The sequence below is a fragment of the uncultured Litoreibacter sp. genome (assembly GCF_947501785.1).
Lineage (GTDB): Bacteria > Pseudomonadota > Alphaproteobacteria > Rhodobacterales > Rhodobacteraceae > Litoreibacter.
Map to the genome: position 1 here is coordinate 1,233,868 of NZ_CANMXB010000001.1, position 13,124 is coordinate 1,246,991.

The window sequence follows — 13,124 nt, forward strand, 5'->3', positions numbered from 1 at the left end:
TTCGGGTTGGGCCTATTTTCTGCGGAACACGACCGAGGATCGCTGCCCGCCACGCACGGAGGTCAGCACCATGTCGATCAGGACCGCGTTTTTGTCGATCGAATAGACAAGCGACTGCGCCCCGGTTTGCTGGCCGGGCTTACGTTTGCGCGGATCTGGCTTGGTCCGGGTGCGCCAGACGCCGTTTTTTTCCGTCGTCTCGGCAACCAGCGCGATTGACTTGTCGCCCTCAAAAGCCGTGTAGCGGCAGGTCCCGATGACGGCGAAGCAATCATGTGGCGCGTATTTGCTTTCGAGCAGCACCAGGCTGGAGGACAGCGAGCGGAACCGGTTGTCGGTGCGCAAGTTCACCGGGATCAGCAACTTGTTGCCCTGGATGCCGATTTTGATGTCATCGACCTTCAACGTCTCACCAATCAAGCGACCGATCTCTTCGAGATTGTCTGCCTCCGGCAGCAATATGGTCAGATTGCCGCGATAGTCGTAGACTGACGCGCTGCGGCGCTTAGAACGCAGACGAAGCTCAACCGGAACCGGCACGCCGTCTGTTTCCATCTGATAGCGGTAGGTCACGCCGGACGGCGGACGAATAGCGTCGAGATTTGCTGTTTGCCCGATACCTCCGCGGATTGAAACGGGCGGCGCGGGCGGCGCGCAGGCGGCGATGAGAGCCACAACAAAAAGCGCTGATATGAAACGGAAAAGTCTGATCATGGGTTGCCTTTAGCAATCTGTGACTGCAGGCCAAGAACGACGTCTACACGACCACAGCGTTGCGCCGCGACGGTGCGGCGTGGCCTGACCATAGCGCATCCCTGCGCGACCGCCAGCAGACACTCACGACCGGCTGACGTCACCCGACGATCTCCGCGGTCTCAACGACCGCGTGAAACAGCACGTTGGCCCCCGCTGCGGCCCAGTCCGGGCTGATTTCCTCGGCCTCGTTGTGGCTGAGACCATCTACGCAGGGGCACATCACCATCGCTGTAGGCGCCACACGGTTGATCCAGCAGGCGTCATGGCCCGCGCCGGAGATCAGGTTCATGTGGCTATAACCAAGCCGTTCAGCGGCGTTGCGCACCGCCGTCACGCAGCCTTCGTCAAAGGCCACGGGATCAAAGCCGCCCACCTTTTCCATTTCGAGGCCAAGCCCCATCCCGTCGCAGATCTCGTGCGCGGCGGCGGCAAGGCGTTTTTCCATATCCTCGATCACCGACAAGTCTGGCGAGCGGAAATCAACAGTGAATACCACTTTTCCAGGGATCACGTTACGCGAATTCGGGAACACGTCGATATGGCCGGCCGCGCCCACGGCATGGGGCGCGTGGGACAACGCTATCTCATCCACCTTTTGCAAGATATGCGCCATGCCGAGACCTGCGTTCTTGCGCATTGGCATCGGGGTGGAGCCGGTGTGGCTGTCCTTGCCCGTGACAGTGAATTGGACCCAGCTGAGGCCTTGGCCATGTGTGACCACACCAATATCGGTGTTTTCGGCCTCCAGAATAGGGCCCTGTTCGATATGCAGCTCAAAGAAGGCGTGCATCTTGCGGGCGCCGGTTTCCTCGTCGCCGCGCCAGCCAATGCGCTTTAGCTCGTCGCCGAATGTCTTGCCATCCGCGTCTTCGCGTTCATAGGCCCAATCCTGCGTGTGGATGCCAGCAAAGACGCCAGATGACAGCATGGCTGGTGCATAACGCGTGCCTTCCTCGTTGGTGAAGTTGGTCACAACGATGGGATGTTTGGTTTTGATGTTCAGGTCGTTGAGGGAGCGAATGATCTCCAACCCGCCGAGCACACCCAGAACGCCGTCATATTTGCCGCCAGTGGGCTGCGTGTCGAGATGGGAGCCCACATAGACCGGCAGCGCGTCAGGGTCGGTGCCCTCGCGTCGCGCGAACATGTTGCCCATTTGATCAAGGCCCATGGTGCAGCCCGCCGCCTCGCACCAGCTTTGAAAAAGCGCCCTGCCCTCTCCATCCTCGTCGGTCACTGTCTGGCGGTTGTTGCCGCCGGCGACGCCAGGGCCGATCTTGGCCATCTCCATCAGGCTGTCCCACAGCCGCGCGCCGTCGATCTTCAGGTTTTCACCAGGTGCTGCCATGACTTCCCCCAAGTGCGGCAACCTAATGGTGCCGATTGCTGCGCCAGCCAGAATTTGACCGACTGGTCAAACATACGCTAACAGAGAGTTACGATCCGTCAAGAAAAAGGCTGGCCAATCCGCCGCGTTTGTCGTCACCTGCTAAACGATTAGGCAACCGGATAAATTATGCCGCATGACATCACCCCCCCGCGGCAAGAAACCCGCATTCAGGCGCGGAACAGGGCCACCATTCGCGAAGCGGCCTTGCAGGTTTTCTCGAAATACGGGTTTCGGGGCTCGACCCTTGACCAGATCGCCGCGGAAGCGGGCCTGTCGAAGCCAAACCTGCTGTATTACTTCCGCTCCAAAGACGCGATCTATGCAGAGCTGCTATCGAGCCTCTTGGAAACCTGGCTGGACCCGCTGAAAGAAATGCGCCCCGATGGCGACCCCGTGGAAGAGATCATGGGCTATGTGCGCCGCAAACTGCGCATGAGCCAGGAGTTCCCCCGCGAAAGCCGCCTGTTCGCCAATGAAATCCTGCAAGGTGCGCCTCATATTGGGGCGGAACTATCAGGCAATCTCAAGCGACTTGTCGACGAGAAATGTACGGTCATCCGGGGGTGGGCCAGAGATGGCAAAATTGCCGACATCCATCCACATCATCTGATTTTCTCAATCTGGTCGCTGACCCAGCATTACGCCGATTTTGATGTACAGGTGCGGGCCGTTTTGGGTGAAGAAGATCCGTTTGATGGGGCGGAAGCCTATCTGACCCAGGTTTTTCACCAAACGCTTAAGGTTTGAGTCATATTGAGGCAGTTATGTCAGCGGTATGACGCATCACATCGCCTCTGCGCCCCGCCATCCATGGATCGACCATCTGTTTTCCGCCAAGGCCGCCCGCAGCGGCGGAATTGTCCGCCGCGCCGTTTGCGATGTAGAGCGGGAAGTCGGCCGCGAACGCTTCTTTGTTGAAGTGCAAAGCCGCGGCTTTCATGTGATGGAATGGGGCGATCAATTTATCATTCTGTGCTCGAAGTCACGCCCACAGTTACATATTTGAGCGAAACACACGAGGCAGAAAAACTCTTCGTCGAAGAGTTTTTGGCACAGATTTTTCGGCGAAAAATCTTACTCCGCCGCAACCGCACCGGGATTGTTGGGATGGGTCGTCCAGTTGGCGTATTCCTTTTCCACCACTTTGCCGGTGCGCGGGTCGGTTTGCCCCGGCTCCATCGGCACCATCGAGATGCAATCCTCCACCGGGCAGACATCAACACAGAGGTTGCATGCCACGCATTCCTCGTCGATCACGCTGAAAGTGCGGTCCTCGGACATGGCGATTGCCTGATGTGACGTGTCCTCACAGGCAGCAAAGCAGCGGCCGCAGGAGATGCAGGCATCCTGATCGATCTTGGCCTTGGCCACGTAGTTGAGGTTGAGATACTGCCAGTCGGTGACATTCGGCACGGCCTGACCGATGAAGTCGGCGGTAGATGTGTGGCCCTTCTCATCCATCCAATCGGACAGGCCAGAGATCATCTCGGACACGATTTTGAAGCCGTAGGTCATCACGGCCGTGCAAACCTGCACATTGCCACAGCCAAGCGACATGAATTCTGCCGCGTCGCGCCATGTGGTGATGCCGCCGATGCCTGAGATGGGCAGGCCGCGCGTCGCCTCGTGACGGGCAATCTCGGACACCATTGACATGGCGATGGGTTTGACCGCCGGACCGCAATAGCCGCCATGGCTGCCTTTGCCGTCGATGGATGGCTCTGGGCTCATCGTGTCGAGGTTCACGGATGTGATCGAGTTGATCGTGTTGATCAGCGAGACCGCGTCCGCCCCGCCCCGCAAAGCGGCTTCGGCCGGTTTGCGGATGTCCGTAATATTAGGGGTCAGTTTTACGATGACCGGCATCCGGGTGTTTTGCTTGCACCAGCGGGCGACCATTTCAATGTATTCGGGCACCTGCCCCACAGCCGCGCCCATGCCGCGTTCCGACATGCCATGCGGGCAGCCGAAATTCAGCTCGATCCCATCGGCGCCGGTTTCTTCGACCACGGGCAGGATGGCCTTCCACGCCTCCTCCTCGCACGGCACCATGAGGGACACGACCATCGCGCGATCCGGGTAGTCCCGTTTGACAGCCTTGATTTCGCGCAGGTTTTGCTGGAGCGGGCGGTCGGTGATCAGCTCAATATTGTTGAGGCCCAGAAGGCGGCGGTCGGCACCGTAAATCGCCCCGTAGCGAGGGCCGTTGACGTTGACGACGGGCGGGCCTTCTTCGCCCAGCGTTTTCCAGACTACGCCGCCCCAGCCCGCCTCAAAGGCGCGGCGGACATTGTATTCCTTATCCGTGGGTGGCGCGGATGCCAGCCAGAACGGGTTTGGGCTTTTGATGCCAATGAAGGTGCTTGTCAGATCTGCCATGTCGCTCTCCTTAGCCCATCAATGTGGAATGGATGTCTTCTGCCGCGTCTCGGCCTTCGGCAACGGCTGTCACCGTCAGGTCGTCGCCACCGAACGCACAGTCACCGCCCGCCCAGACGCCCTGGATCGAGGTTTGGCCCGCGCCGGTGACTGCGATCTTGCCGCCGTCTTGGTCCAAGCCGTCCGGCACACCGTCGAGCGTTTGACCGATGGCCTTGAAGACCTGATCGGCCTTGATCCGGAAGGTCTCGCCGGTGCCTTTCAGCTTGCCGTTGTCAGTGGTGGTGTATTCGAATTCGACCTCTGCCGCAGCGCCGTTTCCATGCACCTCTTTGGGCTGCACGTTGAACAGGATGTTGACGCCATGCGACGCGGCGAGGTCCTGTTCGAAACGCGAGGCGCTCATGGCGTCGCGGCCACGTCGGTAGGCGATTGTCACATTTTCCGCGCCCAGCAGCTTGGATTGCACGGCAGCATCCACGGCGGTCATGCCGCCGCCGATGACAACAACGTTGCGCCCGACCGGCAACTCAGCCAAATCTGTCGCCTGCCGCAAATCTGCGATGAAAGAGACGGCGTCGCTGACACCGTCCCTTTCTTCACCGGCGGCGCGCAGGGAGTTCACACCGCCCAGACCGATACCCAGGAAGACGGCATCGTTGATGTTCTTGAGTTCTTCGAGGCTAAGATCCTCGCCGAGGCGAGCCCCCAATTCCAAAGTGATGCCGCCGATTTGCATTAGCCAATCAACCTCGCGCGCGGCGAAATCATCGGTAGTCTTATAGGCGGCGATGCCAAATTCATTCAGCCCGCCCGCCTTGGCACGCCCATCATAGAGCGTGACGCTGTGGCCATGCATCGCGAGCCGGTGCGCACAGGCCAGACCGGCTGGACCTGCACCCACAACGGCGACGGATTTGCCGGTGTCCGGCGCCCTCGAAAAAGGATGGGAGTTTTTCGCCATCAGCGTATCTGTTGCGTGGCGTTGCAGGCGTCCGATTTCAACCGGTTTGCCTTCGGCAACCTCACGCACGCAGACCTGTTCGCACAATGTCTCGGTCGGGCAGACACGGGCGCACATGCCGCCAAGGATGTTTTGCGACAGGATGGTCTTGGCCGCCGCCTCTGGCGTGCCGGTCTGGATCTGGCGGATGAACAGCGGGATGTCGATGTCAGTGGGACAGGCAGTAATACAGGGCGCATCGTGGCAAAAGTAGCAGCGATCTGCGGCCACGGCAGCCTCATGCGGCGCGTAGGCGGGGTGCAGGTCGTCGAAATTATCGGCCAACTGGTTTGCGGGCACCCTGCCCGGCACTATTCCTGGCGTCATCTGGCTGTTGGGCATGTATTCCCCCTCGCTGAATTCTGGTTCAGCTTGGCACAGTTTTATTTTTTATCAAATGGTAAATTTTGTGCGGTTTGGAAAATTGGGTGACACAGTCTCTGGCGCAGGCTTGGAGCCTCCGTCGGGGTAAATTGGGAACATGGAAAAGGGGTCGCGTCAGAAGACCCAGCGGTCAGGGCCTTTGTCGAGCCGGTAGATATGGTCGGCCACATCTTGCGGGAACAGCTCGCGAACCAGCGGGTCGTGGCCGGGGATGATCAGCTTGGGATCGGAGGCCAACCGGTGCAGCCGCTCGAAGCCCTGCAGCATGTCTTCGAGATCAACAACGATTGGGAACGGCTTATTTTCAAACACATTTTCATAATAATGGGTGGCATCTGATGCCAGGCAAAGCCACCCGGCATCCGTGCGCACCCGGACGGCCTGCAGGCCGCGCGAATGGCCACCGAGGCAGTGCACAGTGACGCCGTCAGCCACCTCACCGTCGCCTTCATGGAAGACACAACGACCCGAATAGACCCGTTTCACCGCCTCACACACGTGGTCAGCCGTGAAGGGCATTTGCAAGGTGCCATGGCACATACATGGCCCCGTGGCGAAGGCCATCTCGGCCGCTTGCAGGTGGATGGTGGCGTTTGGGAACAGGTGCAGCCCGCCCGCGTGATCGTAATGCAGATGGGTGACAATCAGCTGGGTGATGTCTCCGGCAGCAAGGCCCAGCGGCTTTAGGGCCTCGCGCGGGTCCATGCTGATTGGGCGGTCGCGCGAGGCGGCTTCCGCCTCGTCATATCCGGTGTCGACCAGAATGACGTCATCGCCACGTCGGAGCACCCACATGAAGTAATCCATCGCATGAGGCGCGTCGTGATTGTCATCGAAGATGAAGCTGTCAGCGCGCGTGCGGGCGTTGCGGTCGGCGTATTTGACCGCGTGGACCTGCCAGTTGCTCATCTGGCAACGGTATCAAAGGTGCGCAGCTGCTTATCCGCGACCAAGCCTGCGACCGCTGGCCCCGTGTCTTTGTAATGGGGCATTTGGTGATGCGCCTCAAAAGCGGCCTCGTCGTCGTAAAGTTCGTAGAGAAACACCGTGTTGGGGTGGCTCGGGTCAGTGCAGACGTCAAATTGGCGACAGCCGGGTTCGTCTTTCACCGAGGCGCGCGCGTTCTTGAGTATCAGGGGCAGGAAGGCATCCATTTGGCCCTCTTTGATGGTGAAGGTTACGGTGACTGCGAACATGGATATTCCTTTGGTGTTTGATTGCCCGCAGTCAACGCCGATCCCGAAGGAAGGGCAAGTCCATAATGTATACATTAAAAATGCCGCCCTGAGAGACAAGACGGCATTCACTTTAGATCAGTCGCGTGCTTACCAGGTTTTGGCAGAGGCCTCCCGACGGGAAATCAGCGGCATCGGCCAGAAGAACTTGGACATATGTGCGCCACCCGAAATGGCAGAGCTGGACCCGTCCTTCTTCTTGAGAAGCGGCATTGGCCAGAACATGCGGGACTTGAATCCGCCGCCTTCAATCGCGGAGCGTTTGGTGCGATGCGGCTTGAGGTGTTTCAGACCGAAGGCCTGCGTCACCAACCCGTATCTTTCGCTGTAACCCGGCGTCAGATCTTGACCAATGATATGGCGGTGATTGCCAACGGATTTGCCGAACCTGCTTCTGTCAAAGGACTCACGGATATATTCGTTCTGATTGGCGACGCCCGCATTGACGCTTGGGTGCGCGTCCACACAATCCATCGCAACATAAGCCGCCCCCGGCGGCATCAGCGGGGCGCGGACCACGACGAGCGTGTTCGACCCGGTCAGATGGCTGGCGTATGTCTCAATAGCGGCGGACCCGACACGGGCCTGCTCCATCGCGTCTTTCACGCTGGGGCCGGGTTTGATGACGTCCAGCATGTCGTCCTTGTAGCCTGCCTTTTTGAGGTCAGCGACCGCCGCATTCGCGGTTTTGGCGTCGGCGTAGAGCCTTGAGATGACTGTTGTCATGGGTCCTCCAGTGTTGTGTTGCCGTAATTTTAGCCGGCCCTAGATCAGGTTTCCTCGACAGGAAGATAGGTTTTGGTCCGGCGGGTTCCAGTTAATTTCTTCATGAGCGGGTAGATGGCGATGAGCGCTGCGGCCAGGAAGACCAGCTCTAGCGCGAAAACGGGAATGTAGGCGGTCTGCGGCGGCGCGGTTGCAGCGCTTGGCAGGCTGACCATGACATCACGGATGATGCCGCCAGCGGCGACGCCCACGCCTGCAGCAGTTGCCTGCACCGCGCCCCACGCCCCAAGGCTCAGGCCGATCTGTTCTTTTGGCGCGCTGCGCATTGTAGCCGTCAGCGTGCCGTGACCGAATAGCCCGGCCCCGAACCCCGCTGCGAGCGTGGCGAGAACGAAGACCATCGGCGCGTTCAATTGGGCGGACGCAATAATCGCAGCGAAGGCCGGAAGCCCCACCGCCGCGCCGTAGAAGGACATGTTGACGGGGCTTGCCCCTTTGCTGAGCACACGGGAGGCGAGCGCGAACCCGATCAGGCTGCCAGACGCCAACACGGCGGTCAGCTTGGTGGTTTGGGCAACGCTCATGCCCAGCACTTGGCCGCCATATGGCTCCAGCAGCACATCAGCCATGCCGAAGCCCAGCGTCCCGAAGGCGATGACCACAAGCAAGCGCATGGCGCCCTGCCCCGCGATAAACTCGCGCCAGCTGTCGGAGAATTCCGGTTTTGCGTCACCACGAATATGGGCCTGGGCCCGGTCCCAGTTGCGGCCTTCCTGCTTCCACACGGCAACCGCGTTTAGCACGATTGTGATGACCGCAGCGCCTTGGATGCATTGGATCAAGCGGCCCGGCGTGTAGTTTTCCAGCAGCGCGCCGAAGATGAAGGCGCTGACGATCATACCGACGAGCAGCATGACATACATGAGGCCAACGACGTTGGGCTGATCCTCCTCGGGCACCAGATCAGTGGCTAGCGCGAGGCCCACGGTTTGCACCATGTGGACGCCTGCGCCCACAAGCAGAAACGCAAGGCCCGCGGCGGCAAGGCCGATCCAGCGCGGCGCATCGACCGCCTCCCCATAGCCAGAGAGGACCAGCAGCGCGAAGGGCATGATCGCGAAGCCGCCGAATTGCAGCATAGTGCCTTTGAAGATGAACGGGACGCGGCGCCAGCCGAAGGCGGAGCCGAACGTGTCAGATTTGAAGCCGATCAGCGTCCGGAACGGCGCGAATAACAACGGCAGGGAAATCATGATGCCCACCAGGGCGGCGGAGACGTCGAGTTCGACAATCATCACGCGGTTCAGGGTGCCGACAAGCAGCACCAGGGCCATGCCGACGGTGACCTGGAACAATGAAAGCCGCAGAAGGCGGGATAGCGGCACATTCTCAGAGGCCACATCCGCGAAGGGCAGATAACGGGGACCGATTTGCGCCAGTTTGCCCAAGGCAAATTTTCGATAGTTCAACATCGTATGCGCCTTCATGGCGCGGCCCGCAGCACCGCGCGCCGTCCTGAATTATTCGTCGGGGCCGTCCCCTTGGCTGTTGCCGCGCAGAACGGCACCCGACAAACCGGCCCCTGATGGGGACGGCAATTTTGTTAGGCGATCCTCGCTAGAGGGATTCACCTGCAGGTTGAAGCACAGCCCGCCTTTGGGTTCCGTCCGGCATGGTGACCAGAACTTCCTGAGCCCCCGTCGCGCTGACCGTTTCCGGCGTCACGAACGAAGCGTTAGCGGTATTTGTGTCCGGGTCATCAATGATGACAGCCGCGGACGACATTGCGCCAAGCTCTTTGCCGGACAAGAAGTCCGACACCCAAGTGGTGTTCGACAACACGGCCACATGGACCGCGAAGGACCCGACGGCCACAGCCGACAGGAACAATGGAACACCGACGGTTGGTTTCACAACAAGCCACATTTTTGAATTGTTCATTGTGCTACCTCCCTATCCCAGCCACGGCGTCGAAATAGCGACGAGTATGTGTGCCAGGAGCGCAATCCCACCGAAGACACGTGTGCCGTCGATAAGATAGCTGTGAAGCTCTTCTGCTTCTCTCAGAGTCAAGCCAGTTGGCCAGACCTTATCAGGATCATTTGAAGACATGACGTCCCTCCGTATCCTAGTGTGTATGCCGGGGCCTGCCTTGGTTACCCAAAGCACATTCCCCGACGGGGAAATATGGCTCCACCTCTACAACTCGACTTACATCGGTAGTGTCATGCCCCAAGTATGTAAGGTTTGATTGACATAATCAACTGTACAAATATTGTTACATATCACGCACTTGGCGTGGCGCGGCCTCAAATGCGCGGCAAGAAAGCGCGACAAACCGCCTCAGACGGTTGAATCGCGCCCCTGCCGCGGAACTCAAAGCGGCTCTCCTATTCGGCCGCCTCGGCGTAGTCCTCCATCGGCGGGCAGGTGCAGGTCAGGTTGCGGTCTCCCCAGACGTTGTCGACACGCCCCACGGGTGGCCAGTACTTGTCGACCCGGAACGCGCCCACAGGAAAGCAGCCGGTTTCGCGGCTGTAGGGCCGGTCCCAGTCCTTCACCAGATCCTCCATCGTATGAGGCGCGTTTTTCAGCGGGTTATTTTCAGGATCCATCGCGCCGCTTTCGATCGCGCGGATTTCCTCGCGAATGCCGAGCATCGCGTCGCAGAAGCGGTCCAGCTCGGCCTTGGTCTCGGACTCCGTGGGTTCCACCATCAAAGTGCCCGCCACCGGCCAAGACATTGTCGGCGCGTGGAAACCGCAATCGCTGAGGCGCTTTGCAATGTCGTCCACCGTGACATGGGCGCTGTCGGCAAAGGGCCTTGTGTCAATGATGCACTCATGGGCCACACGTCCCGAGGGCCCCTTGTAGAGCACGTCAAACGCGCCTTCGAGGCGCTTGGCGATGTAGTTGGCGTTGAGAATGGCCACGCGGGTCGCCTGCGTCAGCCCCTCCCCGCCCATCATCAGGCAATAAGCCCACGAGATCGGCAACAAGGATGGGGAGCCGAAGGGCGCGGCCGAAACCGCACCCTCGCCGGTCGCCGGATCACCGTTTGGATCACCGGGCAGATGCGGGATCAGATGATCCTTAACCCCGATTGGCCCCATGCCGGGCCCGCCGCCTCCATGCGGGATGCAGAAGGTCTTGTGCAAGTTGAGGTGGCTGACATCGCCGCCCAGATCGCCGGGGCGGCTGAGGCCGACCATTGCGTTCATGTTGGCCCCATCAATATAGACCTGCCCGCCTGCGTCATGGGTGATCTTACAGACATCAATGACAGTTTCCTCGAAAACACCGTGGGTGGAAGGATAGGTGATCATGCAACCCGCAAGGTTGTCGCGGTGCAGCGCCACCTTCTCTTTGAAGTCATCGAGATCAATATCGCCGTTATCAGCCGATTTCACCGGCACGACTTTCCAACCGACCATCTGCGCGGAGGCAGGGTTGGTGCCATGCGCACTCATTGGGATAAGGCAAATGTTGCGGTGCCCTTCGCCGCGCGCTTTGTGGTAGCCCGCGATGGTCAACAGCCCCGCATATTCGCCTTGAGCGCCGGAGTTAGGCTGCATCGAGATCGCGTCATAGCCCGTCACATCGCAAAGCTTGGACGACAGGTCGTCAATCATCTCGTGATAGCCCTCGGCCTGATCTTTGGGGCAGAACGGATGCAGCAGCGAAAACTCGCGCCAACTGACCGGCATCATTTCCGCCGCCGAGTTCAGCTTCATCGTGCAGGACCCAAGCGGGATCATGGCGCGGTCGAGCGCCAGATCGCGATCCGCCAATCGGCGCATGTAGCGCATCATCTCAGTCTCCGCCCGGTTCATATGAAAGACGGGATGGGTCAGATAGTCCGAGGTGCGGATCAGCTTTTCGGGCATGTGGTAATGCGGGGTGTAGTCCTTGTCCTTGCGGTCAATACCGAAGGCACGCCACACGGCCTCGATCGTGGCGGAGCGGGTGCGCTCGTCCACGGTGATACCGATCTTGGTCTCGCCCACGGCGCGCAGGTTGATGCCCTCGTCTACCGCAGATTTCATCATCGCCGATTGCAGCGGTCCGACCTCGATCGTGATGGTGTCAAAGAAGGTGGCCGGGCGGACGTCAAAACCGGCCTGCTTCAGCCCTTCGGCCAGCCGCGCGGTTTTGCGGTGAATGCGTTGGGCAATGGCTTTTAGGCCTTCAGGGCCGTGGAACACCGCATAGAATCCCGCCATCACAGCGAGCAGCGCCTGCGCGGTACATACGTTCGACGTGGCCTTTTCGCGCCGAATGTGCTGCTCGCGGGTTTGCAGCGACAAGCGGTAGGCGCGGTTGCCATGGCTGTCGATGGAGACGCCGACGATGCGGCCGGGCATGTTGCGCGCGTAGTTGGCCTTGGTCGCCATGTAGGCCGCGTGCGGACCGCCATATCCGATAGGCACGCCGAAGCGCTGCGTTGTGCCGACGGCAATGTCAGCCCCCATGGCGCCGGGTTCTTTCAACAGCGTCAGTGACAGCGGGTCGGCGGAGATGATGCCAATCGCTTTGTGGTCGTGCAGTTGCGCAATCGGGTCAGTAAAGTCGCGCAGATGCCCGTAGGTGCCGGGGTATTGGAAGATCGCACCGAAGACTTGCGACGCATCCAGCTTATCGGGGTCATCAATTATCAGTTCAATGCCCAGCGGCGCAGCGCGGGTCTTCATCACGGCAATATTTTGCGGGTGGCAGTTTTCATCCACAAAAAAGCCGGTTGCTTTGGTTTTGCTGACGCGCTGCGCCATGGTCATGGCCTCCGCGCAGGCGGTTGCCTCGTCCAGCAAGGAGGCATTGGCGATCTCAAGCCCCGTGAGGTCCGACACCATAGTCTGGAAGTTCAGCAGTGCCTCCAACCGGCCCTGGCTAATTTCGGGTTGATAGGGCGTGTAGGCCGTGTACCAGGCCGGGTTTTCCAGGATGTTGCGCTGAATGGCGGGCGGTGTAACGGTGCCATGATAGCCCTGCCCGATCAGCGACGTCAGCACCTTGTTCTTGGATGCCGTCACCCGCATGTGGTGCAGCAGTTCCCGCTCTGACTTGGCCTTGCCGAAATCCAGCGGCTTTTTCTGCCGGATATTTGCGGGCAGCGTGTCATCAATCAGCGCGTCGAGCGATTTTGCCCCCACCAGCTGCAACATCTCGGCCATCTCAGCGGGGCTTGGCCCGATGTGGCGGCGGTTGGCGAAATCGTAAGGCAGGTAGTCGGTGGGGGTGAAGGTCATCGTCC

13 protein-coding genes are annotated in these 13,124 nt (G+C 59.9%); 2 read left to right on the forward strand and 11 right to left on the reverse strand.

The genetic code is table 11. From position 1 onward, the window contains the following. Positions 1–12 precede the first annotated feature (12 nt). Both Q0899_RS06050 and Q0899_RS06055 read right to left on the reverse strand, forming a co-directional pair. On the reverse strand, positions 13–714 hold the full coding sequence (locus Q0899_RS06050) for a hypothetical protein (protein WP_298290181.1): 702 nt from the start codon (positions 712–714) through the stop codon (positions 13–15). A 139-nt stretch (positions 715–853) separates the two neighbouring features. Continuing rightward, a complete protein-coding gene (locus Q0899_RS06055; protein ID WP_299191542.1) occupies positions 854–2,104 on the reverse strand; it encodes a Zn-dependent hydrolase in 1,251 nt (416 codons plus the stop codon). A 168-nt stretch (positions 2,105–2,272) separates the two neighbouring features. Here Q0899_RS06055 and Q0899_RS06060 point away from each other — a divergent pair, with 168 nt between their 5' ends. Together Q0899_RS06060 and Q0899_RS06065 are read left to right on the forward strand one after the other, a co-directional pair. Next, positions 2,273–2,893: a TetR family transcriptional regulator C-terminal domain-containing protein gene (locus Q0899_RS06060; RefSeq protein WP_298290174.1), complete on the forward strand. Its 621-nt coding sequence runs from the start codon at positions 2,273–2,275 to the stop codon at positions 2,891–2,893. A 28-nt stretch (positions 2,894–2,921) separates the two neighbouring features. After that, the gene (locus Q0899_RS06065) at positions 2,922–3,152 is read left to right on the forward strand and encodes an N-(5'-phosphoribosyl)anthranilate isomerase (protein ID WP_298290171.1); all 231 of its coding nucleotides are present in this window, start codon (positions 2,922–2,924) and stop codon (positions 3,150–3,152) included. A 68-nt stretch (positions 3,153–3,220) separates the two neighbouring features. Here Q0899_RS06065 and preA read toward each other — a convergent pair whose 3' ends face one another. The 9 genes from preA to gcvP form a co-directional block, all read right to left on the reverse strand. Beyond that, positions 3,221–4,525: an NAD-dependent dihydropyrimidine dehydrogenase subunit PreA gene (gene preA, locus Q0899_RS06070; protein ID WP_298290168.1), complete on the reverse strand. Its 1,305-nt coding sequence runs from the start codon at positions 4,523–4,525 to the stop codon at positions 3,221–3,223. A 10-nt stretch (positions 4,526–4,535) separates the two neighbouring features. After that, positions 4,536–5,870, reverse strand: a complete 1,335-nt coding sequence (locus Q0899_RS06075; RefSeq protein WP_299191545.1) for an NAD(P)-dependent oxidoreductase — start codon at positions 5,868–5,870, stop codon at positions 4,536–4,538. Positions 5,871–6,026: 156 nt separating this feature from the next. Then, positions 6,027–6,821, reverse strand: a complete 795-nt coding sequence (locus tag Q0899_RS06080) for an N-acyl homoserine lactonase family protein (protein WP_298356938.1) — start codon at positions 6,819–6,821, stop codon at positions 6,027–6,029. Continuing rightward, positions 6,818–7,108: a putative quinol monooxygenase gene (locus Q0899_RS06085; protein ID WP_299191547.1), complete on the reverse strand. Its 291-nt coding sequence runs from the start codon at positions 7,106–7,108 to the stop codon at positions 6,818–6,820. The genes Q0899_RS06080 and Q0899_RS06085 overlap by 4 nt, the downstream gene beginning before the upstream one ends. Before the next feature lie 129 nt (positions 7,109–7,237). After that, a complete protein-coding gene (locus tag Q0899_RS06090; RefSeq protein WP_299191549.1) occupies positions 7,238–7,873 on the reverse strand; it encodes a hypothetical protein in 636 nt (211 codons plus the stop codon). Between the two features lie 44 nt (positions 7,874–7,917). Continuing rightward, on the reverse strand, positions 7,918–9,345 hold the full coding sequence (locus tag Q0899_RS06095; RefSeq protein WP_299191551.1) for a PucC family protein: 1,428 nt from the start codon (positions 9,343–9,345) through the stop codon (positions 7,918–7,920). A gap of 145 nt (positions 9,346–9,490) precedes the next feature. Beyond that, the gene (locus Q0899_RS06100; protein WP_298290151.1) at positions 9,491–9,814 is read right to left on the reverse strand and encodes a light-harvesting protein; all 324 of its coding nucleotides are present in this window, start codon (positions 9,812–9,814) and stop codon (positions 9,491–9,493) included. Positions 9,815–9,826: 12 nt separating this feature from the next. Continuing rightward, on the reverse strand, positions 9,827–9,985 hold the full coding sequence (gene pufB, locus Q0899_RS06105) for a light-harvesting antenna LH1, beta subunit (protein ID WP_298290148.1): 159 nt from the start codon (positions 9,983–9,985) through the stop codon (positions 9,827–9,829). A 278-nt stretch (positions 9,986–10,263) separates the two neighbouring features. Continuing rightward, complete coding sequence (gcvP, locus tag Q0899_RS06110) at positions 10,264–13,119, reverse strand: aminomethyl-transferring glycine dehydrogenase (RefSeq protein ID WP_299191553.1); 2,856 nt, start codon at positions 13,117–13,119, stop codon at positions 10,264–10,266. Positions 13,120–13,124: the final 5 nt, after the last annotated feature.

What these genes read in the sequence shown, in the direction of transcription:
- gcvP (WP_299191553.1), bottom strand. Translation starts at nt 13,119, where the DNA reads ATGACCTTCACCCCCACCGACTACCTGCCTTACGATTTCGCCAACCGC.
- Q0899_RS06060 (WP_298290174.1), top strand. Translation starts at nt 2,273, where the DNA reads ATGCCGCATGACATCACCCCCCCGCGGCAAGAAACCCGCATTCAGGCG.
- pufB (WP_298290148.1), bottom strand. Translation starts at nt 9,985, where the DNA reads ATGTCTTCAAATGATCCTGATAAGGTCTGGCCAACTGGCTTGACTCTG.
- Q0899_RS06065 (WP_298290171.1), top strand. Translation starts at nt 2,922, where the DNA reads ATGACGCATCACATCGCCTCTGCGCCCCGCCATCCATGGATCGACCAT.
- Q0899_RS06055 (WP_299191542.1), bottom strand. Translation starts at nt 2,104, where the DNA reads ATGGCAGCACCTGGTGAAAACCTGAAGATCGACGGCGCGCGGCTGTGG.
- preA (WP_298290168.1), bottom strand. Translation starts at nt 4,525, where the DNA reads ATGGCAGATCTGACAAGCACCTTCATTGGCATCAAAAGCCCAAACCCG.
- Q0899_RS06100 (WP_298290151.1), bottom strand. Translation starts at nt 9,814, where the DNA reads ATGAACAATTCAAAAATGTGGCTTGTTGTGAAACCAACCGTCGGTGTT.
- Q0899_RS06050 (WP_298290181.1), bottom strand. Translation starts at nt 714, where the DNA reads ATGATCAGACTTTTCCGTTTCATATCAGCGCTTTTTGTTGTGGCTCTC.
- Q0899_RS06080 (WP_298356938.1), bottom strand. Translation starts at nt 6,821, where the DNA reads ATGAGCAACTGGCAGGTCCACGCGGTCAAATACGCCGACCGCAACGCC.
- Q0899_RS06095 (WP_299191551.1), bottom strand. Translation starts at nt 9,345, where the DNA reads ATGTTGAACTATCGAAAATTTGCCTTGGGCAAACTGGCGCAAATCGGT.
- Q0899_RS06090 (WP_299191549.1), bottom strand. Translation starts at nt 7,873, where the DNA reads ATGACAACAGTCATCTCAAGGCTCTACGCCGACGCCAAAACCGCGAAT.
- Q0899_RS06085 (WP_299191547.1), bottom strand. Translation starts at nt 7,108, where the DNA reads ATGTTCGCAGTCACCGTAACCTTCACCATCAAAGAGGGCCAAATGGAT.
- Q0899_RS06075 (WP_299191545.1), bottom strand. Translation starts at nt 5,870, where the DNA reads ATGCCCAACAGCCAGATGACGCCAGGAATAGTGCCGGGCAGGGTGCCC.